This window comes from Aestuariivita boseongensis, from assembly GCF_001262635.1.
In the GTDB taxonomy this organism is placed as follows: domain Bacteria; phylum Pseudomonadota; class Alphaproteobacteria; order Rhodobacterales; family Rhodobacteraceae; genus Aestuariivita; species Aestuariivita boseongensis.
Genome location: NZ_JXYH01000057.1, coordinates 1 through 21,942, shown reverse-complemented (window position 1 = coordinate 21,942; position 21,942 = coordinate 1). Strand labels below are relative to the sequence as shown.

Sequence of the window (21,942 nt, the reverse complement as noted above, 5' to 3'; positions counted from 1 at the left end):
GTTTGGGGGGCTGGCCCCCCAAGTCCATCAGCCGGCTTTCGACATCCGCTTGCGCTCATGCGGATCCAGATACCGCTTGCGCAGCCGGATCGCGTTGGGCGTGACCTCAACCAACTCGTCATCGTTGATATAGGCAATCGCCTCTTCCAGCGAAAACTGCACATGGGGCGTCAGCCGCACCGCCTCGTCCGACCCGGACGCGCGCACATTGGTCAGCTTCTTGCCCTTCAGCGGGTTCACCTCCAGATCATTGTCGCGGCTATGCTCGCCAATGATCATGCCGGTATAGACCTTCTCCTGCGGGCCCACGAACATCCGGCCGCGTTCTTCCAGGTTCCACAGGGCATAAGCCACCGCATCCCCGTTCTCCATCGAGATCAGCACACCCGCGCGCCGCCCCGGGATCGGCCCTTTATGTGGAGCCCAGCCATGAAAGACGCGGTTCAACACACCGGTTCCGCGCGTGTCGGTCAGGAATTCGCCGTGATAGCCGATCAGGCCGCGTGACGGCACATGGGCGATGATCCGCGTCTTGCCCGCGCCGGCCGGTTTCATCTCCACCAGTTCGCCCTTGCGCGCCCCGGTCAGCTTTTCGATCACTGCGCCGGAGTAATCGTCATCGACGTCAATCGTGGCCTCTTCGATGGGCTCCATCTGCTGGCCGTCCACCTCACGCATGATCACCTGGGGCCGCGAAATCGACAGCTCGAACCCCTCGCGGCGCATGTTTTCGATCAACACGCCCATCTGGAGTTCACCACGGCCCGAGACCTCGAACGCCTCGCCACCGGGGGTGTCAGCCACCTTGATGGCGACGTTTGATTCCGCTTCTTTCATCAGCCGCTCGCGGATCACGCGCGATTGCACCTTCTTGCCGTCGCGGCCTGCCAGGGGCGAGTCGTTGATCCCAAAGGTCACGGTGATGGTCGGCGGGTCGATGGGTTGCGCATCCAGTGGCTCATCCACCGCCAGGGCGCAGATCGTGTCGGCCACGGTGGCCTTCGACATCCCCGCCAGCGACACGATATCGCCCGCAACCCCTTCGTCGATATCCTGCTGCGCCAGCCCGCGGAAGGCCTGCACGCGGGTCACGCGGAACTGTTCGATCTTCTGGCCAATGCGGCTCAGCGCCTGCACAGTCTGGCCCACTTTCACCCGGCCGGATTCGATGCGCCCCGTCAGGATGCGGCCCACAAACGGGTCTGAACCCAGCGTGGTGGCCAGCATCCGGAAATCCTCATCCGCGTGTTTGATCTGTCGGGGCGCAGGGACGTGGTTCACGATCAATTGGAACAGCGCATGCAAGTCCTTGCGCGGCCCGTCCAGCTCGGCATCGGCCCAGCCGCTGCGTCCGCTTGCATAAAGATGCGGGAAATCCAGCTGATCCTCATTGGCATCCAAATTGGCGAACAGGTCAAAACATTCGTCCAGCGCCCGGTCCGGTTCCGCATCGGGCTTGTCGACCTTGTTCAGCACCACGATGGGCCGCAGCCCCAGCGCCAGCGCCTTGGAGGTCACGAATTTTGTCTGCGGCATCGGCCCTTCGGCGGCATCCACCAAAAGGACCACACCGTCCACCATCGACAGGATCCGCTCCACCTCCCCACCGAAATCGGCGTGGCCGGGTGTATCTACGATATTGATCCGCGTGCCTTTCCATTCGACCGACGTGGCCTTGGCAAGAATGGTGATCCCGCGCTCCCGTTCCAGATCGTTGCTGTCCATCGCCCGTTCGGCCACGGCCTGATTTTCCCGGAACGCGCCGGATTGTTTCAGAAGCTCGTCCACCAGCGTTGTCTTGCCGTGGTCCACGTGAGCGATGATTGCGATGTTGCGCAGGTCCATAAGGTCAGCCTTTGTGCGGGAGTTGACCGGGGCGATACAGCGCCGCGCTGCAGAAGGCCAGCCCTTTTCAGCGTTAATGCGTGGCCGATTTTGAAAACAGGTGGATGACCAGAATGCCGCCGATAATCATCGCAAGGCCCAGCACCGCAGGCAGGTCCAGCCGCTGGCCAAAGACAACAAAGCCGATCCCCGCGATCAGCACGATCCCCAGCCCCGACCAGATCGCATAGGCGACGCCCACGGGGATGTATTTCAGCGCCAGCCCCAGAAAGAAGAACGCGCAGATATAGGCCAGAACCACCGCCACGGTTGGCCCCGCGCGGGTGAACTGCTGACTGGCCTGCAGTGCGGTGGTGCCCACGGTTTCGAACATCACGGCGACGATCAGGTAAATGTAATGCACAGGCATGGCAGCTCCGTCCGGGTCAGAGGGGCAGGACGGGATCGTCCTTGATCTCCTCCATAACAAAGCTCGCCGCCACATCCGAGAGGGGAACGCGTTTGATCAGCTGCTGATAGAGCCGGTCGTAATCCGCCATATCCGCCACCCGCGCGCGGATAAGGTAATCCAGATCCCCGGTCATGCGATAAACGTTCAGAATGCCCGGTATCGTTTGCGTCGCTTTGGCGAATGTGCCCTGCCAATCGGGATCATGGCTGTGGGTGCGGATCTGCATGAAAACCATCAGTCCCAGCCCCAGCTTGCCCGCGTCCAGCTCGGCCCGCCGGGCACGGATGATGCCGGTAGCCTCCAGCGCCTTGATCCGTCGCCAGACCGCGTTGCGCGACAGCCCCACCTGATCGCCGATGGCCTCAAGCGGCATGTCGGCACTGCGTTGCAGAACGGTGAGGATCTTGCGGTCAAGTGTGTCAATCGTCTCCATCTCGCAAGGATATGTGGGAAAAAATCACAATGTAAGGCCATTTCAGCACATCTTTGTGAAAATCTCCCATGCACCCGCCGTTAAGATGGGATCAATTCAAATCAGGAGCGAGCGATGCTGAGAAAACTGTTCATTGATCACCCGGCTTCGGTCGACGAGGGCTATTTCGAACATATGTGGTTCGCGGCCAGCTTTGCGGGCCTTCTTTTTGCCGCCGGTCTGGCCGCGTTGATCCATGCGGTGATCCCGGGGCTGTGCAAGACCACCGCCAGCCGGCTGATCCGCAAGATGTACGCGCGGATCGAATATCGTGGCGTGCCTGCGGCGGCTCCGGCGGAATAAGCAGGCCCAGCCGGCGCCGCGTCGGTCGATATGCGTTACCCGGCCAGCGCGGCGTTCAGGTTCTCGTCAATCTTTTCGAGGAACCCCATCGTGGTCAGCCAACCCTGATCCGGGCCCACCAGAAGCGCCAGGTCCTTGGTCATGTGGCCCGCTTCCACCGTTTCCACGATCACCCGTTCCAGCGTTTCGGCGAAATTCATCAGGGCCGCGTTGTCATCCAGCTTGGCCCGATGCTTCAACCCGCCGGTCCAGGCATAGATCGACGCGATCGAGTTGGTCGAGGTCGCCTCGCCCTTCTGATGCTGGCGGTAATGGCGTGTGACCGTGCCATGGGCGGCCTCGGATTCCACGATCTTCCCATCCGGCGTCATCAGGACCGAGGCCATCATGCCCAATGACCCGAACCCCTGCGCCACCACGTCTGACTGCACATCGCCGTCATAGTTCTTGCAGGCCCAGACAAACCCGCCGTTCCACTTGATCGCGCAGGCCACCATGTCGTCGATCAGGCGGTGTTCGTACCAGATCTTTTTCTCTTCGAACTGTAACTTGAACTCTGCCTCGTAAACCTCTTGGAAGATTTCAAGAAATCGCCCGTCATATTGTTTGAGGATCGTGTTCTTGGTCGACAGATACACCGGCCAGCCCAGGTTCAGGCCATAGTTGAGGGACGCCCGCGCAAAGTCATAGATCGAGGCGTCGATGTTATACATGGACATGAAGACGCCCGGTCCGTCGGCCTTATAGACCTCGTGTTCAATCTCGGTCCCGTCCTCGCCGGTGAACTTCATGGTCAGAGTGCCGGCGCCGGGAAACTTCATATCGGTCGCCTTGTACTGATCGCCAAAGGCATGGCGGCCCACCACGATCGGCTTGGTCCATCCCGGCACCAGGCGGGGCACGTTCCGGCAGATGATCGGCTGGCGGAAGATCACGCCACCGAGGATGTTGCGGATCGTGCCGTTGGGGCTGCGCCACATCTTTTTCAGGCCGAATTCCTCGACGCGCGCTTCATCGGGCGTGATCGTGGCGCATTTCACCGCAACGCCGATTTCCTTTGTCTTTTCAGCGGCATCAATGGTGACCTGATCTTCGGTCCTGTCCCGCTCCTCGATCCCCAGATCGTAATACAGCAGGTCGATGTCCAGATAAGGCAGGATCAGCTTTTTCTTGATGAAATCCCACATGATGCGGGTCATCTCGTCCCCGTCCATTTCGACGATGGGGTTCTCGACCTTGATCTTGCTCATGGGGGCTCCTTCCGTGCCGGGTGACTACCGGTGGTGTAGCGCAATCTGCGCCGCTCAGAAAGAATTGTATGCAGATGTATACCGAAGTCCGGGCAGGGCGAATTGACGCGCGACCCGCCCGCTGGAAATTCAGGCGTCGGGCTTCTTGGCCTGTTTGGCCAGCTCTTTCTTGACATGTTCACGCAGGAAGGCGCGGGCGCGCGCTTCGGCCTGACGGACACGGATCGCGGACATGAACGCCTCTTCCGTGGGGGTGGAGCTTGCGGCCAGAACCTTGGCCACCTCGGCGATCAGCTGATCGTCGCCCAGCTTTTCGACGACCTTCAGAACGTCAATGGCCAGCTTATCCCCAAGCTCCTCCGCCAGTCCCATGCGATCCTCCGGCCTAGCGGGTGTTTTCCGTCAGCCGCCGCTTCACATATTCGGTGACATTCCCGATCATCGTGTCCATATGCGGATCCTTGAAGAAGTGATCGGCCCCTTCAATCTCCTGATGGGTGATGGTGATGCCTTTCTGCTCATGCAGTTTCTGCACAAGGTTGCGCGTATCGGCAGGTGGGGCCACACGGTCGGCGGTGCCATTGATGATCAGGCCCGAAGACGGGCAGGGCGCCAGGAACGAGAAGTCATACATATTCGCCGGCGGCGACACGCTGATGAACCCGGTGATTTCGGGCCGGCGCATCAAAAGCTGCATGCCGATCCACGCGCCAAAGGAAAAGCCCGCAACCCAGCAATGCTTGGAGTTGTTGTTCATCGACTGCAGGTAATCCAGGGCCGAGGCTGCATCCGACAGCTCCCCAATGCCCTGGTCATATTCGCCCTGGCTGCGCCCCACGCCGCGGAAATTGAACCGCAGCACGGTGAAGCCCATGTTGTAAAAGGCGTAATGCAGGTTGTAGACGACCTTGTTGTTCATCGTTCCGCCGAATTGCGGATGCGGATGCAGCACGATGGCGATGGGCGCGTCTTTTTCCTTCTGCGGGTGGTAGCGGCCTTCAAGCCGGCCTTCGGGGCCGGGAAAAATAACCTCAGGCATATATGGTCCTGTTCTTGTCGTTCGGGTGTCGGTCCGCTCTGCGTGGGATTGTTGACAAAATCCCTATGCTATTTTAGAACCGTTCTAAATACGGGCCTGGCGCCACTGCGCCGGGTCTTCGCGACATAGGCGCAGACGGCGGAAACGTCAATGTTTTCGCGCGGCTGCGCTGTCAGGGCGTCACCAAAAGGGAGCAATCGCGCGTGAAACTCTCAACCAAAGGCCGGTATGCGATGGTGGCGCTGTGCGACATCGCCCTTCAGCCCTCCGATCAGCTGGTTACGCTCAGTGATATCGCCGAGCGTCAGCAGATCTCGCTTCCCTATCTGGAACAGCTGTTCGTCAAGTTGCGCCGGGCCGATCTGGTTGTGTCTGTGCGTGGACCCGGTGGCGGCTACCGCCTGTCGCGCGCCCCGTCCGAGATCCGCGTGGTGGAGGTTTTGGCCGCCGTCGACGAAACAGTGGATGCGATGCACAAGGGGGCGGGGGCGTCCGGCGGGCTGTCGGGCAGCCGGGCGCAATCACTGACAAACCGGCTTTGGGAAAGCCTGAGCGCGCATGTCTATGTGTTTCTGCACCAGACTCGGCTCTCGGATATCGTGCAGAATGATCTGGCTCCGTGCCCGGCAGTGCCGGGGTTGTTTTCTGTCGTGGATTCAGAGTGATGCGGTGCGGTCTTGATGTTGCGAGGGGCGTTGCCCCTCGCGCTCCCCACCGTATTTGGAGCAAGAAGAAGCAGGGGGCGCCCGCGTGAGGGTCTATCTGGATTATAACGCCACCGCGCCCCTGCGGGCCGAGGCGCGCGCTGCGATGATCGCTGCGATGGATGTGGTGGGCAATCCGTCATCAGTGCATGCCGAAGGGCGCGCGGCGCTGGGGATCGTGCAGACCGCCCGCGCCCAGGTGGCCGAAGCCGTGGGGTGCCAGGTGGCGGAGGTGGTCTTTACCTCGGGCGCGACCGAGGCGGCCAGCGTTCTGAGCGGGTTTTCAAATGTTACGGTGGAGCCGACGGCACATGACGCGCTATGGGCGCATCACAAGCCGGGCGAGGGCGCGCCGTCGGTGTATGCGATGGGCGTGGGCAATTCCGAAACCGGCGTGATTCTGGATACTCCGCTGCGCGATGACGCGGGCTGGCGGATCGGGGATCTGACTGCGGATCTTCTGATGCTGGATATCACGCAGGCGGCGGGGCGAATCCCCTTCGCCTTTTCGTGGAGCGGGGCCGATCTGGCCGTGCTTTCGGCCCATAAACTGGGCGGTCCCAAGGGCGTTGGCGCGCTGATCGTCAAGCGCGGGCTGGATATCCCGGCGTTGTCCCTGGGTGGCGGACAGGAAATGGGCCGCCGGTCGGGGACCGAAAATATCATTGGAATCGCGGGGTTCGGGGCCGCAATTGAAGCAGCAGCGCGAGATCTGGCTGATGGTGTCTGGGACCGGGTTGAGAAACTTAGAAATATTCTAGAAATAAGTCTTGAGGCATCCGCAAAGAAGACTATTTTTGTCGGGAAAGATCGGAAGCGCCTGCCCAATACCTCGTGCTTCATCACCGACGGGTGGAAAGGCGAAACCCAGGTGATGCAGATGGACCTTGCCGGATTTGCCATCAGCGCAGGATCGGCATGTTCCAGCGGCAAGGTCCGCGAAAGCCGGGTGTTGCGCGCAATGGGATTTGATGCAGGCCAGGCCGCAAGCGCCGTGCGCGTGTCACTGGGCCCCGAGACGACCGAGAACGAGGTGCTGCGTTTCGCCGAGGCGTGGCTGAGCAAAGAAGAGAAGTTTCGCGCCCGCGCGGCGTGATCAGGATGGAGAACCCGATGGCAGCGTTGGACCAGACCCAGGTTAAAGAAGGCGTCGATCAGGAAACGGTGGACGCCGTTCGCGAGGCCGGCAAGTACAAATACGGCTGGGAAACCGAGATCGAGATGGAGTACGCGCCCAAGGGCCTGACCCCCGATATCGTGCGCCTGATTTCGGAAAAGAACGGTGAGCCGGAGTGGATGACCAACTGGCGTCTGGAAGCCTATGAGCGCTGGCTCCAGAAGGAAGAGCCCGACTGGGCAATGGTCGATTACCCGGAAATCGACTTCCAGGACCAGTATTACTATGCCCGTCCGAAATCGATGGAAGTGAAGCCCAAATCGCTGGACGAGGTCGACCCCAAGCTGTTGGCGACCTATGAAAAGCTGGGCATTCCGCTGAAGGAACAGATGATCCTTGCCGGCGTCGAAGGGGCCGAAGACGCGCCTGCCGAGGGCCGCAAGGTGGCTGTGGATGCGGTGTTTGACTCTGTGTCGGTGGGCACGACCTTCCAGGCGGAGCTGAAGAAAGCGGGCGTCATCTTCTGCTCGATCTCCGAGGCGATCAAAGAACATCCCGAGCTGGTGAAGAAATATCTCGGCTCGGTCGTGCCTGTGTCGGACAACTTCTATGCCACGCTAAACTCGGCTGTTTTTTCGGATGGGTCGTTCGTTTACGTGCCGCCGGGCGTGCGCTGCCCGATGGAGCTTAGCACCTATTTCCGCATCAATGCTGAAAACACCGGCCAATTTGAACGCACGCTGATCATCGCCGACAAGGGATCGTATGTGTCGTATCTGGAAGGCTGCACAGCGCCGCAGCGCGACACCTCGCAGCTGCACGCGGCCGTTGTGGAAATCATCGTCGAGGAAGACGCGGAGGTGAAATATTCCACCGTTCAGAACTGGTACCCGGGCGATGAGAACGGCAAGGGCGGCATCTATAACTTTGTGACCAAGCGCGCCGATTGCCGGGGCGACCGGGCCAAGGTGATGTGGACGCAGGTGGAAACCGGCTCTGCCGTGACCTGGAAATACCCGTCCTGCATCCTGCGCGGCGATGACAGCCAGGGTGAGTTTTACTCGATCGCGATTGCCAACAACTATCAGCAGGCCGATACGGGCACCAAGATGATCCATCTGGGCAAGAACACCAAGTCGCGGATCGTGTCGAAAGGCATCAGCGCTGGCAAGGCGCAGAACACCTATCGCGGTCTGGTGTCGATGCATCCCAAGGCCAAGAATTCGCGTAACTATACGCAGTGTGACTCGCTTCTGATTGGCGATAAATGCGGTGCCCACACCGTGCCTTATATCGAGGTCAAGAATAACTCCTCACGCGTGGAGCATGAGGCGACCACATCCAAAGTGGATGACGATCAGCTGTTCTATTGCCGGTCGCGCGGCATGGATGAGGAAGAGGCGGTGGCGCTGGTCGTCAACGGTTTCTGCAAGGACGTGCTGCAGGCGCTGCCGATGGAGTTTGCCATGGAAGCGCAGCAGCTTGTTGCGATCTCTCTTGAAGGGTCGGTGGGCTGACAATCCGCCCGCCGGTTCCGGCTCCAAAGCGATAGACCGATGTTTGATCATGTGTCCGATACCAATGACGCGCCCAAAAGGCGCAAGATCACGCGCCCCGTCGTCTCCGACGAAGACGGGATGCGCGAAGGCGGGCTTGTGTTCATCATCGTGTTGATCGTGGGCTTTATCGGGGCGTCGATGGTGCATCCGCTGGCGCTGACGTCGTTCTGGGTGTGGTTTGCGCTTTTGATGATGTCGGTCGCGGTTGCATCCGGCACGCAGCGGTTGGTGGCGTGGTTCAACGGATACCGTCCGGTGGAGGAGGAGGCATGATTGTCACCACCACACCATCGGTCGAAGGGCGCAAGATCGCAGGCTATCGCGGCATCGTCGTGGGTGAGGCGATTCTGGGTGCCAACGTGATCCGCGATGTCTTTGCAGGCATCACCGATATTCTGGGCGGCCGGTCGGGCGCTTATGAACAGGAACTGGCAAAGGCGCGGGCGACCGCGCTGGATGAAATGGAAGAACGGGCCAGAGCGTTGGGGGCCACAGCGGTGGTCGGCGTCGATCTGGATTACGAGGTTATCAACAACATGCTGATGGTCAGTGCGTCGGGCACGGCTGTCATTCTGGACTAGGCGCGAGCGCGCGAAGAGGGGAATATCATGCTGGAAATCAATAACTTGCACGTCAAACTTGAAGAAGAAGACAAGCAGATCCTGAAAGGCGTCAACCTGACGGTTGAGGCTGGTAAGGTACATGCCATCATGGGCCCCAACGGCTCGGGCAAGTCCACGCTGTCTTATGTTCTGTCGGGCCGCGATGGATATGAAGTCACCGACGGGTCTGCCACGCTGGATGGCGAAGACCTGCTGGAGCTGGAGCCGGAAGAGCGTGCGGCAGCCGGTCTCTTTCTGGCCTTTCAATACCCGGTGGAGATCCCCGGCGTGGGCAACATGACCTTCCTGCGCACCGCCGTGAACGCTCAGCGCAAGGCACGCGGTGAGGAAGAAATCAGCGCGGCTGATTTCCTGAAGCTGATCCGCGAGCGCGCCAAGGCGCTGAAGATCGACGCCGACATGCTGAAACGCCCCGTCAATGTGGGCTTTTCAGGCGGTGAGAAAAAGCGCAACGAAATCCTGCAGATGGCCATGCTGGAACCCAAGATGTGCATCCTGGACGAGACCGACTCGGGCCTTGACGTGGACGCGATGAAATTGGTGTCGGATGGCGTGAACGCGCTGCGCGACGAAGGGCGCGGTTTTTTGGTGATCACCCACTATCAGCGACTGCTGGATCACATCAAACCCGATGTGGTGCATATCATGGCCAATGGCCGCATCGTGAAATCGGGCGGTCCGGAACTGGCGCTGGAAGTCGAACATAACGGTTATGCCGACATCCTGGCGGAGGTGGCCTGATGGCACTGCCGCAACTGAAACAGGACGCAACCGAGGCGCGCCTCAGCGCGCTGAGCCTGCCGGAAGGCGGCTGGTCTTCGGCTGCGCGTGCGGATGCTCTGGCCCGTGTGCGCGCCATGGGTTTGCCCTCGCGTCGGGATGAGTATTGGAAATATACCCGACCCGACACGCTGGTTGATGCTGACGCTCCGAAAGCCGCTCTCTTCGATGCGCAGGAAGAGCCGATTTTTGGCGAAATCGACCGCCTGAAGATTGTCTTCGTCGATGGCGTCTTTGATGCCGCGGCCTCGGATGATCTGAGCCTGGACGGGATCGAGATCGAACGCCTTGCCACAAGCGCGGCAAGCGACATCCATTGGGCTAAAGACATCTATGGTGTGCTCGAAGCCAAGGGGCAGGACCCGGTGGAACGCCCTCTGGCGGCGCTCAACACGGCTTTTGCGACGGATGGCATTCTGGTCCACGTCAAACAGACGCCCTCGAAGCCGATCAGCCTGATCTATATCCATTCCGATGAAGGTTCGGACGCGATCCTGCACCATGTGATCAAGGTCGACAGCGGCGCTTCGGTCACCGTTCTGGAAAACGGGCCTGCCGCGGCGCGCTTCAACAAATGCATGGAAATTGACTTGGCGGATAATGCCACGCTGCACCATGTGCGCGCGCAGGGCCGCGACCATGAACGTCGTGCGGCGACCCATATGTTCGCGCGGCTTGGTACGGAATCGGTGTTCAAATCCTTCACGCTGACCGCCAATGGCGTTCTGACCCGCAACGAAGTGGTTATCGAACTGACCGGCGACGATGCGGTGGCCCATGTGGCGGGCGCCTGCGTCGGTGACGGGGATTTCCACCATGACGACACGGTCTTCGTCACCCATGACGCGGTGAATTGCGAAAGCCGCCAGGTGTTCAAGAAGGTGCTGCGCAACGGGGCCACAGGCGTGTTCCAGGGCAAGATCCTTGTGAAGGAAGGCGCGCAGAAAACCGATGGCTATCAGATCAGCCAATCGCTTCTGCTGGATGATGACAGCCAGTTCCTCGCCAAGCCCGAGCTTGAGATCTATGCCGATGACGTGGCCTGTTCACACGGCTCGACCTCGGGCGCGATTGATGAAGAGGCGCTGTTTTACCTGCGCTCGCGCGGGGTACCGGAAAGCGATGCGACCGACCTGCTGACCCTTGCCTTCCTGGCCGAAGCCGTGGAAGAGATCGAGGACGAAGCGCTGGCCGAAGAAATCGTCTCGCGTCTGTCCGAATGGCTGGTGCGTCACCGCCGGAGCTAAGAAGACCTCGCATGCCCGTCACTTCCGATATCGCAGCCACCTACCGGGGGCCGGGCCGTGTCATGCGCAGGCTGATGGCCATGGGCGCACGCGAAGATCGCGCCCTGGCCTTCCTCATGGGGTTTTGCGTGATTGCTTTTATCGCGCAGCTGCCCCGCCTGGCGCGTCAGGCGCATTTGCAGGGCGAAGACCTGTCGATGCTGATGGCGGGCGCGCTGATGGGGTCGGTCTTTATCCTGCCGCTGCTGCTCTACATCATCGCCTGGGCCACCCACCTGATCCGCAAGCTGATTGGACGTCAAAGCTCCAGCTATGGTGCGCGTCTGGCGCTGTTTTGGTCGCTTCTGGCCAGCACGCCGCTGATGCTGCTTTACGGGCTGATCGGCGGATTTATCGGGCAGGGGCCCGCGCTGCAACTGGTGGGGCTGATCTGGGTCGCGGTTTTCCTGTGGTTCTGGATTGCAACCCTGCGCGCCAGCGGGGAAAGTGCGGCATGACCCTGACCCCCTCTCTCAAGGATCTGGTCGTTCTGACGATCCAGGACCCGGCCGAAGCTGCGCGGCAGCTGATGGCACTGAAGCTTGATCGCGGCACGCTTTGGACGGCCGTGTTCCTGATGGCCGTGCTGAACACGCTTCTGGCGGGATTGAACAACCTGCTTTTGCCCGGAACCTCGCCCTTTCCGGGGCTGTTCGACGTCCCGGCGGCCTATTTCTTCATGGTGGCCGGCGGGCTTGTGCTGACCATTCTTGCGATCTTCTGGGGCGGGCGCGCCTTTGGCGGACAGGGCAGTATGGAAGACGTGATGGTCGTCATCGCCTGGCTGCAGTTCATGCGCGTTCTGGTGCAGGCGGTTGCCTTGGTGCTGCTGCTGACGATCCCGGTTCTGTCGATGCTTCTGGTGCTGGCGGCGGCATTCGTGGGCCTGTGGATCCTGGTGCATTTCGTCGATCAGGCGCATCGCTTCGGGTCGCTTGGCAAGGCTGCGGGTGTGCTGATTGCCGCCTTTGTCTGCATGGTTGTGGGGCTGTCGATCCTGTTGTCGATGATCGGCGTGGGCGCTGTAGGAGGCGGATATGTATGATGTGAACGCCATTCGGGCGGATTTCCCGATCCTGAGCCGTGAGGTGAACGGCAAGCCGCTGGTGTATCTGGACAATGGTGCCTCGGCCCAGAAACCGCAGGTGGTGATCGACGCGATCACGCAGGCCTATTCCCAGGAATATGCCAATGTGCATCGGGGCCTGCATTACCTGTCCAACCTCGCGACCGAGAAATACGAAAGCGTGCGTGGTGTGATCGCCAAGTTCCTGAACGTGGCCGATGAGGATGAAATCGTTCTGAATTCCGGCACCACCGAAGGCATCAATACCGTCGCCTATGGCTGGGCCATGCCGCGCCTTGAGGCGGGCGACGAGATCGTTCTGTCGGTGATGGAACACCACGCCAATATCGTGCCCTGGCATTTCCTGCGCGAACGGCAGGGCGTTGTGCTGAAATGGGTCGATGTGGACGCGCGCGGCGATCTGGATCCGCAAAAGGTGATCGACGCGATTGGCCCCAAAACCAAACTGGTCGCGGTGACCCATATGTCGAACGTGCTGGGCACCGTGGTCGATGTGAAAGCGATCACCGAAGGCGCCCATGCCAAGGGCGTACCCGTGCTTGTCGATGGCAGCCAGGCGGCTGTCCACATGCCGGTGGATCTGGCGGATATCGGTTGTGATTTCTATGCGATCACGGGCCACAAACTGTATGGGCCGTCCGGTTCGGGCGCGATCTTCATCAAGAAAGAGCGGATGGAGGAAATGCGCCCCTTCATCGGCGGCGGCGACATGATCAAGGAAGTCCACAAGGACACCGTGATCTACAACGATCCGCCCATGAAATTCGAGGCCGGTACCCCCGGCATCGTGCAGACCATCGGCCTGGGCGTCGCGCTTGATTACATGATGGGCATCGGCATGGAAAACATCGCCGCCCATGAAAAGACCCTGCGCGATTATACCGTCGATCGGCTGGGTGGTCTGAACTGGCTGCAGGTGCAGGGCACATCGGACAACAAGGGCGCCATCTTTTCCTTCACGCTGGATGGCGCGGCGCATGCCCATGACATCTCGACCATCCTCGATAAGAAGGGCGTGGCGGTACGCGCGGGTCAGCATTGCGTGGGCCCGCTGATGGATCACCTTGGCCTGACGGCCACCTGCCGCGCGTCTTTCGGAATGTACAACACCACCGACGAGGTGGACGTGCTGGTCGAAGCCCTTGAACTGGCGCATGAGCTTTTCGCCTGATCATTTTGCGATTGCGGGGTAGGGCGGTCGCGGCTATACCGCCTGCCAGCAGGACCCATAGCTCAGCTGGATAGAGCGCTGCCCTCCGAAGGCAGAGGCCAGAGGTTCGAATCCTCTTGGGTCCGCCATTTTCCATAACTGCGATCACATCTGAGCCGTTCCCTCTTTTTACGCGCGCGCCGGATGATGCGCGTGCGCCCGAGGCCGTCCAACCATGTGAAAAGTCAAAAAAAGAGCCCCATTAAGGGGCCCAGACATCTTTCACGAGGGATCGTCTTTTTGGGGTTAACCGCCCCAGCTGCGGACTTGCCCGCAATCCATATGAACAAAGTTCGAGCGGGAATACTTGCCGACACCGCCTGCGTTGCAGGCCATCGCGGCGCGGGCCATCTGGTTCACGCTGCGCGACGACAGGCGCAGATCGGCGGCCTGACCCTTGAGGTGGAGAGAGTTGCGCGCGACACCCCGGGACCGGCTGCGCAGCATCTGGTTGGTCTTCGGACTGCGATAGCCCGACAGCAGCATATAGGGTTCGTTCACGTCCATCAGGTTATGCGCGGCGGCCATGATGTCGATGGTGCGTGTGTCGATGTTAAGAACATCGCCCGTGCGCCAGTCGCGCATGAAGTGGTTCACCTCTTTCAGCGCGTCCTTGATGTATTCGCCGTCGATCCAATAGACCATGTCCAACCGCTCGCCCGTGCGGCCGGAGTACATCCGGATCCGGCGGATATCGCCGCCCCCGCGCAGGAAACCTGCCGCGTTGGCAAAGGTTGGTGCTGCTGTGATTGCTGTAGCCGCAAACGCGCCCAGAAGGCTGCGTCGGCTGATGCCGCCCGATGTCTCAATCATAGTTCCGCGTTTCCCGTACGCTGTATCCTGCCTGCGTCCGATGTTACGAACGCCTTAGTTGCCATCCCCAGATGATGCGGTTTTATGGCATAGGCGGAACTTTTCGCCAAGCTGTCAGTTTTGTTTCGGTTCTGTAACGATATTTTTAGGCGAAATTTCGCGCAAAAAGGGGGCAGTTGCACAAATCCGGGCAACGCGATGCAGCGCTGCATCACCCGAACCCAAGGCGCTTGCCCTGTTCCAAATGTGAATTGACCAGTCATCATTCCTTCGCCCAAACTTCTTCCAAGCTGAATATTCGCCCTTAGAAAGACTCAAAATGATTGCCACTTTGTTTAAACGGTCCCGTGTTTTTGCCCTGACAGCCGCGCTTGCGCTGGCAGCGCCGGCCTTCGCGCCCACGCCTGCCTTTGCGCAGGTCACCGCGTTCAAACAGGCGGTGGCGGAAGCCGCAGCGCGCGATGCGGATGTGGCGGCGTTCTATCGCGGCTCGGGCTTCGATCCGATCTGGACAGGTGGCGATGCAGACGATCTGGCCCGGCGCAAAGCGCTGATGCGCGCGCTTGAGGCGGCAGAGACCCACGGCCTGCCCACGGCGCGCTATGACCGCGACGGGCTGATGCAAAAGATGCGCGCGGCGCGCTCGACCCGCGATCTGGGCTTTCTGGAAGTCGAACTGACGCAGGCCTTCCTGCAATATGCCCGCGATATCCAGACCGGCGCGGTGATCCCCTCGCGGATCGATCCGGGCATCGTGCGCGAGATCCCCTACCGCGACCGCTCGTCATACCTGGCCAGCCTCGCGCGGGCGGACGACCCCGATGCCTTCATGGCCACGCTGGTGCCCGCAACAACCGAATACCGCGCGCTGCTGAAACACAAACTGATGCTGGAGCAGCTGATCGCCAATGGCGGCTGGGGCCCCAAGGTGCGTGCCAAGGCGCTTGAGCCGGGCGATCAGGGCCCCGAGGTCGTCGCCCTGCGCGATCGTCTGATCGCCATGGGATACATGCAGCGCAACGTCAAAAGCGTCTATGACAAGGACATGCAGAAAGCCGTCCAGCTGTTCCAGGCCCGCCACGGGCTGGAAGAGGATGGCGTGGCCGGCGAAGGTACCCTGGCCGAAATCAATGTCGATCCGCAGGCGCGTCTGCGCGCGGTCACCGTGGCGCTGGAACGCGAGCGCTGGCTGAACCGCGACCGGGGCGAGCGGCATATTCTGGTCAACCTCGCCGATTTCCACGCCCGCATCATTGATGACGGGCACGAGACCTTTCGCACCCGGTCGGTCATCGGCAAGAATGTCTCGGACCGCCGCAGCCCGGAATTTTCAGACGTGATGGAGCATATGGTCGTCAATCCCAGCTGGTTCGTCCCGCGCTCGATCGCGACCAAGGAATATCTGCCCAAACTCAAGGCAAACCCCAATGCCGTGCGTCATCTGGTGATCACCGATGCGCGCGGGCAAAGGATTGATCGCGGCGCGGTGGATTTCTCGCGCTATTCCACGCGCAACTTCCCCTTTGACATGCGCCAGCCGCCGGGCAATTCCAATGCGCTGGGTCTGGTGAAGTTCATGTTCCCCAACAAGTACAACATCTACCTGCACGACACGCCGCAAAAGCACCTGTTTGCGCGTGAAAGCCGCGCCTACAGCCATGGCTGCATCCGTCTGGCCGATCCGTTCGACTTTGCCTATGCGCTGCTGGCCAGGCAGGAAGATGATCCCAAGGCCTATTTCCAAAGCGTGCTGCGCACGGGGGCCGAAACCAAGGTGAACCTTGAACAGCCGGTGCCGGTGCACCTGATCTATCGCACCGCGCAAACCGACGAGAAGGGCCAGATCGAATACCGCCGCGATGTCTATGAGCGGGATGCGAAAATCTGGCAGGCGCTGAGCGATGCAGGGGTGGTCCTGCGCGGCGTTCAGGGATAAAACCGGGCCTCTGACCATCCTTTCGTCCGAGGCCCGACATGCCATCCTTCACCGTTGCCCAGATCGCCGAGGCCATTGGCGCCGATGCATTTGGCGACACATCCCTTGTGATTGCGTCCCTGGCTGAACCCGGCGATGCAAGGCCCGATCAGCTGGCCATGGCGATGGCCCCTAAATATCTGGAGGCCCTGTCGCAAGGTGGGGCGCAGGCTGCTGTCCTGGCGCCCGGCACCGATTGGCAGGCACTGGGTCTGAAGGCCGCGATCCTGCCGCGCAGGCCGCGTTATGCCATGGCGGGGATGACGCGGATGATGGATCTGGGGCAGGGCTTTGCCGAGGGCATCCATCCCTCTGCGGTGATCGACCCGACGGCCCAGCTGGGCGAGGGCGTGTCGGTCGGCCCCAACGCCGTGATCGGGCCGCGCGCCGTTGTGGGCGAGGGCACGGTCATCGGACCTTTGTGCTTTGTCGGTGCGGATGTGCGCATCGGGGCCGGAGGGCTTCTGCGCGAACAGGTATCGGTCGGCGCGCGGGTGCGGCTCGGCGACAGGTTCATCGCTCAGCCCGGCGCGCGGATCGGCGGCGACGGGTTTTCCTTCGTCACGCCGGAACCCTCGCAGGTCGAGGCGGTGCGCCAGACCCTGGGCGACCAAAGCGGCGGCACGGCGCAAAGCTATGTCCGTATTCATTCCGTGGGATCGGTGCGCATCGGGGATGATGTGGAACTGGGCGCCAATTCCACCATCGACAACGGCACGATCCGCGACACGCAGGTGGGCGACGGCACCAAGTTCGACAACCTGGTTCAGGTGGGCCACAACGTGATCATCGGGCGTGATTGCCTGGTCTGCGCGCAGGCGGGCATCGCCGGCTCCACAACGATTGGCAACAATGTGGTGCTGGGCGGCCAAAGCGGGGTCAGCGACAATATCTTCATCGGCGACAATGTGATCACCGGCGGCGGGTCGGTCGTGCTGTCCAACGTGCCCTCGGGCCGGGCGGTTCTGGGCTATCCGGCGGTCAAGATGGAAAGCCATGTCGAGATCTACAAGGCCACGCGCCGCCTGCCGCGCCTGCTGCGCGACGTCGCGGCGCTTCAAAAGGCGGTTTTCAAATCCGGTTCGAATGACTAAATGACGCCCATATTCCTCCAAGGGTGACGGGGCATGAGCATCAAGGACAAAGTGATCGAGATCATTGCGGAACAGGCCGTGCTGGAGCCATCCGACGTGACGATGGAAAGCACCCTGGAAGATCTGGGCATCGACAGCCTGGGTCTGGTCGAAAGCATCTTCGCGATCGAAGAGGAATTCGACATCTCGATCCCGTTCAATGCCAATGAACCGCAGGCCAGCGATTTCGACATCTCGAATGTTGCGGCCATTGTGGAGGGCATCGAAAAGCTGATGGCCGAAAAAACCGCGTGATGGCCGTGACGCAGGTGCAGATCCCATGAAGCGCGTGGTGATCACCGGGGCAGGGACGATCAACGCCCTTGGCCATTCCGTGGCCGAGACGCTGGAGGCGATGCGCGAAGGCCGCTGCGGGATCGGAGAGCTGGATTTCCGCGATGTAGACCGGCTTGCGATCAAGATCGGCGGTCAGGTGCGCGGGTTCGAGGCCGAAGGCCGCTTCAACCGCCAGCAAATGGCGCTGTATGACCGGTTCACCCAGTTCACCCTGACCGCCGCGCGCGAAGCCATCGGCCAGTCGGGCCTGGAATTCAGCGGGGAGCTTGCCGCACGCTCGGGCGTGGTGCTGGGCACCGCCGGGGGCGGGGTCAGCACCTGGGACGACAATTACCGCCTGGTCTATGAAGAGGGGAAGAACCGTGTTCACCCCTTCGTTGTGCCGAAGCTGATGAACAACGCGGCGGCCAGCCATGTGTCGATGGAATGGAACCTGAAGGGGCCATCCTTTACGGTGGCCACCGCTTGCGCCTCGTCAAACCACGCCATGGCGCAGGCCTTCCAGATGGTGCGATACGGCATGAGCCCGGTGATGATCACCGGCGGGTCGGAATCCATGCTGTGTTTCGGCGGGGTGAAAGCCTGGGAAGGGCTGCGGGTGATGTCCAAGGACGCCTGCCGCCCCTTCAGCGCCAATCGCAACGGGATGGTGCAGGGCGAGGGCGCGGGCATCTTCGTCTTCGAGGAATATGAGCACGCCAAGGCGCGCGGGGCCGATATTCTGGCCGAGGTGGCGGGCTTTGCCATGACCTCGGACGCGGCCGATATCGTCATGCCGTCGAAACAGGGCGCGGCGCGGGCGATGGCGGGCGCTTTGGCGGATGCCGGTGTGAACCGGGACGAGGTGGGCTATATCAACGCCCACGGCACCGGCACGGCGGCAAATGATAAGACCGAATGCGCGGCGGTGGCCGATGTGTTCGGGCCGCATGCGGACAATCTGATGATCTCGTCCACCAAATCCATGCATGGCCATCTGATCGGCGGCACCGGTGCGGTGGAACTGCTGGCCTGCATCATGGCGCTGCGCGACGGGGTGATCGCGCCGACCATCGGCTATGAAGAACCTGATCCGGAATGCGCGCTGGATGTCGTCCCGAACGAGGCGCGCGAAGCGAAGGTGAATGTGGCGCTGTCCAATGCCTTTGCCTTTGGCGGGATGAACGCGGTTCTGGCGTTGCGGAAGGTCTGACGCGCGGGTCAGCGACCCTCCGAACGCTTGCCTAACATCTCGTAAATCCCCGAATGCTATACCCTTGCCCGTGTAGCTGCATGGCCGCCGGTTTGGCACCCGGTGGTGCGATCAGGAAGATGGAACAGTCTTCTGCGGAAATCCTGCCCGGACCGGATTAACAACCCGGCTCGGCAGATCCATCATAATTCCAGGCGGGCCTGCCCCCTGACGCTGTGACTTCCCAATACATACGACGACCCCCTGCCGGACAGTGCTGTCCGTGCGGGGCCTTCGGCGTGGCGTATTCCCTTCGCATATAAGAAAACCGCCCGCGCAGCGGCTGCGCGGGCGGTCTGTGCCTGGCTTTCAGGACGCGTCAGTTGGCCGATACGACATCCGCTGCGTCAAAAGCTGCCGTGAAGCCGGAGAGCGACATGTTCAGTTCCACCTTCTGATCCGGTGCCGGTGCCGGAACGATGGTCAGCGTCGCGGTGCTGCCACGTTTGAACGCGGTCACGTCATCTTCGGTAAAGCCAACCTGCGCCACACAGCCCAGCGGGTTGCAGAACGAATAATTGTACCGCTTCGAGCCCCCGCCATCGACAGACAGCGTGATCTGCGCGGTCAGCAGGGTCTCAAGCGGCACCACGATCGTGCCGCCCGCAATGGCCTGGCCCGCGCCTTCCAGCCGGAAGATCGACACTTCGGCGGTGGGATTGCCCTGCGCATCGGTCAGGATCTGCAGGATCGAACAGGGATCTTTTTCGGCATTGGTCTTGATGCAGGCGAGAGTCCAGTCGCCGAATTCCTCGGCGGCATAACGTTCCCCCAATTGAGGGCCGTCGGTGACTTCCTGACCCAGATCCAGCTGGGACGGGGTCGTCGGCTCTTCGTTCGTCTCTTCCGTGTTCTGCGCGGCGACAGGGGTCGCCAGCGCCAGAAGGGCAGCGGCAGAGAAAGGGATCAGATGCTTGAACATACGGCTCTCATTCATTGAACGTGGTTTTTCTTTCGCGTGCTCTATCATGTGTATCGCAGAGTGTCAGGTCGGATTTTGATCACAGCGCTGCGATTGTACGGCAAAGAACCGCCGGGCGATCCGCCAACAAAAAAGAGGACCGGAACCGATCCTCTTTTTCGTATTTGTTCTCCCCGTCGGACTGGCCGACTTAGTTATTGAGGCGACGTTACGAAAGGCTTTTCAATCGGTCAACAGCCAATCCGGGGAATTTTGTGTCATAACGCCTTTTTTACTATGAATATTCACGCGTTAACGATCGAAATTGATATGCATGAACACAAAAAAAAGCCGCACCCGAAGGTGCGGCCAGTCTGACAGGGAGGAAGTCGATCCCCATTCGCAGGGCGAAGAGGATCACAATCACTCTGGCAGCAAATGGTTAAGACTGTATGTTCAGACCGGACGACAGGACAAAAAAAGGACAGATCGGGTGGAAGACGCGATTTTCATTGGGGGCGGCGGGCCGGATTACGGGGAAAAACAGGGGCTTGCGCTGCAATATGCCAACCGCCACGGGCTGATCGCAGGGGCCACGGGCACGGGCAAGACCGTCACTCTGCAGATCCTGGCCGAAGGGTTTTCATCCCAGGGCGTGCCGGTGGTGCTGTCGGATGTGAAGGGCGATCTGTCAGGTCTGGCGAAATCGGGCAGTCCCGATCACAAACTGCACGACCCCTTCATGAAACGCGCGGCCACCATCGGCTTTGACGATTTCGCCTACAGCGCCTTTCCGGTGACCTTCTGGGACCTCTTCGGCGAACAGGGCCATCCGGTGCGCACGACAGTGTCCGAGATGGGGCCGCTTCTGCTGGCGCGCCTGCTGGAACTGTCCGAGGCGCAGGAAGGTATTCTCAACATCGCCTTCCGCGTGGCCGATGAAGAAGGGCTACCGCTTCTGGATCTGAAAGACCTGCAATCGCTTCTGGTCTGGGCCGGAGAAAACCGTGACAAGCTGTCGTTGCGCTATGGCAATATCTCGGTCGCCTCGATCGGGGCCATCCAGCGCCGGCTGCTGGTGCTGGAAAACCAGGGTGGTGCGGGGCTTTTTGGCGAACCGGCTTTGGAGCTGGCCGATCTGATGCGCACCGCCCCGGACGGGCGCGGCGCGGTCAATATTCTGGCTGCTGACAAGCTGATGGCGGCACCGGGGCTTTATGCGACTTTCCTGCTGTGGCTTCTGTCAGAGCTTTTTGAAGAACTGCCCGAGGTGGGTGATCCCGACAAACCCAAGCTGGTTTTCTTCTTTGACGAGGCGCATCTTCTGTTTGACGACGCGCCCAAGGCGCTGGTCGACAAGGTCGAACAGGTGGCGCGCCTGATCCGGTCCAAGGGCGTGGGCGTCTATTTCATCACCCAGAACCCCGCGGACGTGCCCGAGGACATTCTGGGCCAGCTGGGCAACCGCATCCAGCACGCCCTGCGCGCCTTCACCGCGAAGGACCGCAAGAACCTGCGCCTTGCGGCGGAGACATATCGCGCAAACCCCCGCTTTTCGACCGAGGACGCCATCCGCGAGGTTGGTGTTGGCGAGGCCGTGACCTCCATGCTGCAGAAAAAAGGCGTGCCGGGGATCGTGGAGCGCACGTTGATCCGCCCGCCATCCTCGCAACTGGGCCCCATCACTGTGGCCGAGCGGAAAGACATCCTCGCCCAATCCGATCTTGCGGGCAAATACGACGCCACCGTGGATCGCAAATCAGCCTATGAGATCCTGGCGCAGCGCGCCGAGGCCGCGGCGAAAGAGGCCGAGGAAGCCGAGGAGAAGGCCGAAGAGCTGGAACCCGCCTTCCGCGAGTTCAACGC

Annotated in this window: 24 protein-coding genes and 1 tRNA gene; 17 read left to right on the top strand and 8 right to left on the bottom strand. The window is 61.0% G+C overall.

The annotated features are described in order from the left end of the window. Positions 1-27: 27 nt before the first annotated feature. The 3 genes from typA to TR61_RS17030 form a co-directional block, all read right to left on the bottom strand. Positions 28-1,845, bottom strand: coding sequence for a translational GTPase TypA (gene typA, locus TR61_RS17040; protein ID WP_050931729.1), 1,818 nt, complete (start codon positions 1,843-1,845; stop codon positions 28-30). Between the two features lie 73 nt (positions 1,846-1,918). Further along, positions 1,919-2,254: a DMT family transporter gene (locus tag TR61_RS17035; protein ID WP_050931728.1), complete on the bottom strand. Its 336-nt coding sequence runs from the start codon at positions 2,252-2,254 to the stop codon at positions 1,919-1,921. Between the two features lie 16 nt (positions 2,255-2,270). After that, entirely contained in the window at positions 2,271-2,729 is a 459-nt protein-coding gene (locus tag TR61_RS17030; protein WP_050931727.1) for an Lrp/AsnC family transcriptional regulator, read from the bottom strand. Between the two features lie 114 nt (positions 2,730-2,843). On the opposite strand from TR61_RS17030, the gene TR61_RS17025 reads away from it, so the two are divergent. Then, positions 2,844-3,071, top strand: coding sequence for a DUF6356 family protein (locus TR61_RS17025; RefSeq protein WP_050931726.1), 228 nt, complete (start codon positions 2,844-2,846; stop codon positions 3,069-3,071). A 35-nt stretch (positions 3,072-3,106) separates the two neighbouring features. Here the strand turns inward: TR61_RS17025 and TR61_RS17020 are convergent, their stop codons facing one another. The 3 genes from TR61_RS17020 to TR61_RS17010 all read right to left on the bottom strand — a co-directional run bounded on the left by TR61_RS17020 (position 3,107) and on the right by TR61_RS17010 (position 5,360). After that, positions 3,107-4,321, bottom strand: a complete 1,215-nt coding sequence (locus TR61_RS17020; protein WP_050931725.1) for an NADP-dependent isocitrate dehydrogenase — start codon at positions 4,319-4,321, stop codon at positions 3,107-3,109. Between the two features lie 129 nt (positions 4,322-4,450). After that, positions 4,451-4,693 (bottom strand): hypothetical protein, encoded by a 243-nt coding sequence (locus TR61_RS17015; protein WP_050931724.1) that lies wholly within the window; start codon positions 4,691-4,693, stop codon positions 4,451-4,453. Between the two features lie 13 nt (positions 4,694-4,706). Further along, entirely contained in the window at positions 4,707-5,360 is a 654-nt protein-coding gene (locus TR61_RS17010) for an alpha/beta hydrolase (RefSeq protein ID WP_050931723.1), read from the bottom strand. A gap of 203 nt (positions 5,361-5,563) precedes the next feature. On the opposite strand from TR61_RS17010, the gene iscR reads away from it, so the two are divergent. From iscR to TR61_RS16955, 11 genes are all read left to right on the top strand, one after another. After that, positions 5,564-6,025, top strand: a complete 462-nt coding sequence (gene iscR / locus TR61_RS17005; RefSeq protein ID WP_050931722.1) for a Fe-S cluster assembly transcriptional regulator IscR — start codon at positions 5,564-5,566, stop codon at positions 6,023-6,025. 145 nt (positions 6,026-6,170) lie between these two features. Next, positions 6,171-7,160, top strand: a complete 990-nt coding sequence (locus TR61_RS17000) for a cysteine desulfurase family protein (RefSeq protein WP_245626916.1) — start codon at positions 6,171-6,173, stop codon at positions 7,158-7,160. 17 nt (positions 7,161-7,177) lie between these two features. After that, complete coding sequence (gene sufB, locus TR61_RS16995; RefSeq protein WP_050931730.1) at positions 7,178-8,698, top strand: Fe-S cluster assembly protein SufB; 1,521 nt, start codon at positions 7,178-7,180, stop codon at positions 8,696-8,698. 39 nt (positions 8,699-8,737) lie between these two features. Further along, positions 8,738-9,013 carry a hypothetical protein gene (locus tag TR61_RS16990; protein ID WP_050931720.1) on the top strand — a complete coding sequence of 92 codons (276 nt, stop codon included), beginning with the start codon at positions 8,738-8,740 and terminating at the stop codon, positions 9,011-9,013. Then, a complete protein-coding gene (locus TR61_RS16985) occupies positions 9,010-9,321 on the top strand; it encodes a heavy metal-binding domain-containing protein (RefSeq protein WP_050931719.1) in 312 nt (103 codons plus the stop codon). Before TR61_RS16990 ends, TR61_RS16985 begins: the two co-directional genes overlap by 4 nt. Positions 9,322-9,348: 27 nt before the next feature. Beyond that, positions 9,349-10,104: a Fe-S cluster assembly ATPase SufC gene (gene sufC, locus TR61_RS16980; RefSeq protein ID WP_050931718.1), complete on the top strand. Its 756-nt coding sequence runs from the start codon at positions 9,349-9,351 to the stop codon at positions 10,102-10,104. After that, positions 10,104-11,390 (top strand): Fe-S cluster assembly protein SufD, encoded by a 1,287-nt coding sequence (gene sufD / locus TR61_RS16975; RefSeq protein WP_050931717.1) that lies wholly within the window; start codon positions 10,104-10,106, stop codon positions 11,388-11,390. Before sufC ends, sufD begins: the two co-directional genes overlap by 1 nt. Positions 11,391-11,401: 11 nt before the next feature. Beyond that, positions 11,402-11,887, top strand: coding sequence for a hypothetical protein (locus TR61_RS16970; RefSeq protein WP_050931716.1), 486 nt, complete (start codon positions 11,402-11,404; stop codon positions 11,885-11,887). Further along, positions 11,884-12,474: a Yip1 family protein gene (locus TR61_RS16965; protein WP_050931715.1), complete on the top strand. Its 591-nt coding sequence runs from the start codon at positions 11,884-11,886 to the stop codon at positions 12,472-12,474. The genes TR61_RS16970 and TR61_RS16965 overlap by 4 nt, the downstream gene beginning before the upstream one ends. Further along, a complete protein-coding gene (locus tag TR61_RS16960) occupies positions 12,467-13,687 on the top strand; it encodes a cysteine desulfurase (RefSeq protein ID WP_050931714.1) in 1,221 nt (406 codons plus the stop codon). The genes TR61_RS16965 and TR61_RS16960 overlap by 8 nt, the downstream gene beginning before the upstream one ends. 51 nt (positions 13,688-13,738) lie before the next feature. Further along, a tRNA-Arg gene (locus TR61_RS16955) sits at positions 13,739-13,815 on the top strand. 157 nt (positions 13,816-13,972) lie between these two features. Here the strand turns inward: TR61_RS16955 and mepK are convergent. Beyond that, the gene (mepK, locus tag TR61_RS16950; RefSeq protein WP_050931713.1) at positions 13,973-14,539 is read right to left on the bottom strand and encodes a peptidoglycan L,D-endopeptidase MepK; all 567 of its coding nucleotides are present in this window, start codon (positions 14,537-14,539) and stop codon (positions 13,973-13,975) included. Positions 14,540-14,858: 319 nt separating this feature from the next. Here mepK and TR61_RS16945 point away from each other — a divergent pair, with 319 nt between their 5' ends. Genes TR61_RS16945 through TR61_RS16930 form a run of 4 tightly spaced genes read left to right on the top strand, consistent with a single transcriptional unit; the run spans position 14,859 to position 19,136 of the window. Beyond that, positions 14,859-16,475, top strand: coding sequence for a L,D-transpeptidase family protein (locus TR61_RS16945; RefSeq protein WP_050931712.1), 1,617 nt, complete (start codon positions 14,859-14,861; stop codon positions 16,473-16,475). A 38-nt stretch (positions 16,476-16,513) separates the two neighbouring features. Then, on the top strand, positions 16,514-17,608 hold the full coding sequence (lpxD, locus tag TR61_RS16940; RefSeq protein ID WP_050931711.1) for a UDP-3-O-(3-hydroxymyristoyl)glucosamine N-acyltransferase: 1,095 nt from the start codon (positions 16,514-16,516) through the stop codon (positions 17,606-17,608). Positions 17,609-17,641: 33 nt separating this feature from the next. Then, complete coding sequence (locus TR61_RS16935; RefSeq protein ID WP_050931710.1) at positions 17,642-17,902, top strand: acyl carrier protein; 261 nt, start codon at positions 17,642-17,644, stop codon at positions 17,900-17,902. A gap of 25 nt (positions 17,903-17,927) precedes the next feature. Then, positions 17,928-19,136 carry a beta-ketoacyl-[acyl-carrier-protein] synthase family protein gene (locus tag TR61_RS16930; protein WP_050931709.1) on the top strand — a complete coding sequence of 403 codons (1,209 nt, stop codon included), beginning with the start codon at positions 17,928-17,930 and terminating at the stop codon, positions 19,134-19,136. Between the two features lie 358 nt (positions 19,137-19,494). Here the strand turns inward: TR61_RS16930 and TR61_RS16925 are convergent, their stop codons facing one another. Next, positions 19,495-20,097, bottom strand: coding sequence for an invasion associated locus B family protein (locus tag TR61_RS16925; protein ID WP_050931708.1), 603 nt, complete (start codon positions 20,095-20,097; stop codon positions 19,495-19,497). 472 nt (positions 20,098-20,569) lie between these two features. Here TR61_RS16925 and TR61_RS16920 point away from each other — a divergent pair. Next, a partial coding sequence (locus tag TR61_RS16920; RefSeq protein ID WP_050931707.1) for a helicase HerA-like domain-containing protein occupies positions 20,570-21,942 on the top strand: 1,373 nt, incomplete at its 3' end.

Coding starts and splice junctions, on each gene's coding strand:
- TR61_RS17035 (WP_050931728.1), bottom strand. CDS start 2,254: ATGCCTGTGCATTACATTTACCTGATCGTCGCCGTGATGTTCGAAACC.
- mepK (WP_050931713.1), bottom strand. CDS start 14,539: ATGATTGAGACATCGGGCGGCATCAGCCGACGCAGCCTTCTGGGCGCG.
- lpxD (WP_050931711.1), top strand. CDS start 16,514: ATGCCATCCTTCACCGTTGCCCAGATCGCCGAGGCCATTGGCGCCGAT.
- TR61_RS17010 (WP_050931723.1), bottom strand. CDS start 5,360: ATGCCTGAGGTTATTTTTCCCGGCCCCGAAGGCCGGCTTGAAGGCCGC.
- sufD (WP_050931717.1), top strand. CDS start 10,104: ATGGCACTGCCGCAACTGAAACAGGACGCAACCGAGGCGCGCCTCAGC.
- TR61_RS16970 (WP_050931716.1), top strand. CDS start 11,402: ATGCCCGTCACTTCCGATATCGCAGCCACCTACCGGGGGCCGGGCCGT.
- TR61_RS16960 (WP_050931714.1), top strand. CDS start 12,467: ATGTATGATGTGAACGCCATTCGGGCGGATTTCCCGATCCTGAGCCGT.
- TR61_RS16990 (WP_050931720.1), top strand. CDS start 8,738: ATGTTTGATCATGTGTCCGATACCAATGACGCGCCCAAAAGGCGCAAG.
- TR61_RS16965 (WP_050931715.1), top strand. CDS start 11,884: ATGACCCTGACCCCCTCTCTCAAGGATCTGGTCGTTCTGACGATCCAG.
- TR61_RS17015 (WP_050931724.1), bottom strand. CDS start 4,693: ATGGGACTGGCGGAGGAGCTTGGGGATAAGCTGGCCATTGACGTTCTG.
- TR61_RS16935 (WP_050931710.1), top strand. CDS start 17,642: ATGAGCATCAAGGACAAAGTGATCGAGATCATTGCGGAACAGGCCGTG.
- TR61_RS17000 (WP_245626916.1), top strand. CDS start 6,171: ATGATCGCTGCGATGGATGTGGTGGGCAATCCGTCATCAGTGCATGCC.
- TR61_RS17030 (WP_050931727.1), bottom strand. CDS start 2,729: ATGGAGACGATTGACACACTTGACCGCAAGATCCTCACCGTTCTGCAA.
- sufB (WP_050931730.1), top strand. CDS start 7,178: ATGGCAGCGTTGGACCAGACCCAGGTTAAAGAAGGCGTCGATCAGGAA.
- TR61_RS16925 (WP_050931708.1), bottom strand. CDS start 20,097: ATGTTCAAGCATCTGATCCCTTTCTCTGCCGCTGCCCTTCTGGCGCTG.
- typA (WP_050931729.1), bottom strand. CDS start 1,845: ATGGACCTGCGCAACATCGCAATCATCGCTCACGTGGACCACGGCAAG.
- TR61_RS17025 (WP_050931726.1), top strand. CDS start 2,844: ATGCTGAGAAAACTGTTCATTGATCACCCGGCTTCGGTCGACGAGGGC.
- TR61_RS17020 (WP_050931725.1), bottom strand. CDS start 4,321: ATGAGCAAGATCAAGGTCGAGAACCCCATCGTCGAAATGGACGGGGAC.
- TR61_RS16945 (WP_050931712.1), top strand. CDS start 14,859: ATGATTGCCACTTTGTTTAAACGGTCCCGTGTTTTTGCCCTGACAGCC.
- TR61_RS16985 (WP_050931719.1), top strand. CDS start 9,010: ATGATTGTCACCACCACACCATCGGTCGAAGGGCGCAAGATCGCAGGC.
- TR61_RS16930 (WP_050931709.1), top strand. CDS start 17,928: ATGAAGCGCGTGGTGATCACCGGGGCAGGGACGATCAACGCCCTTGGC.
- sufC (WP_050931718.1), top strand. CDS start 9,349: ATGCTGGAAATCAATAACTTGCACGTCAAACTTGAAGAAGAAGACAAG.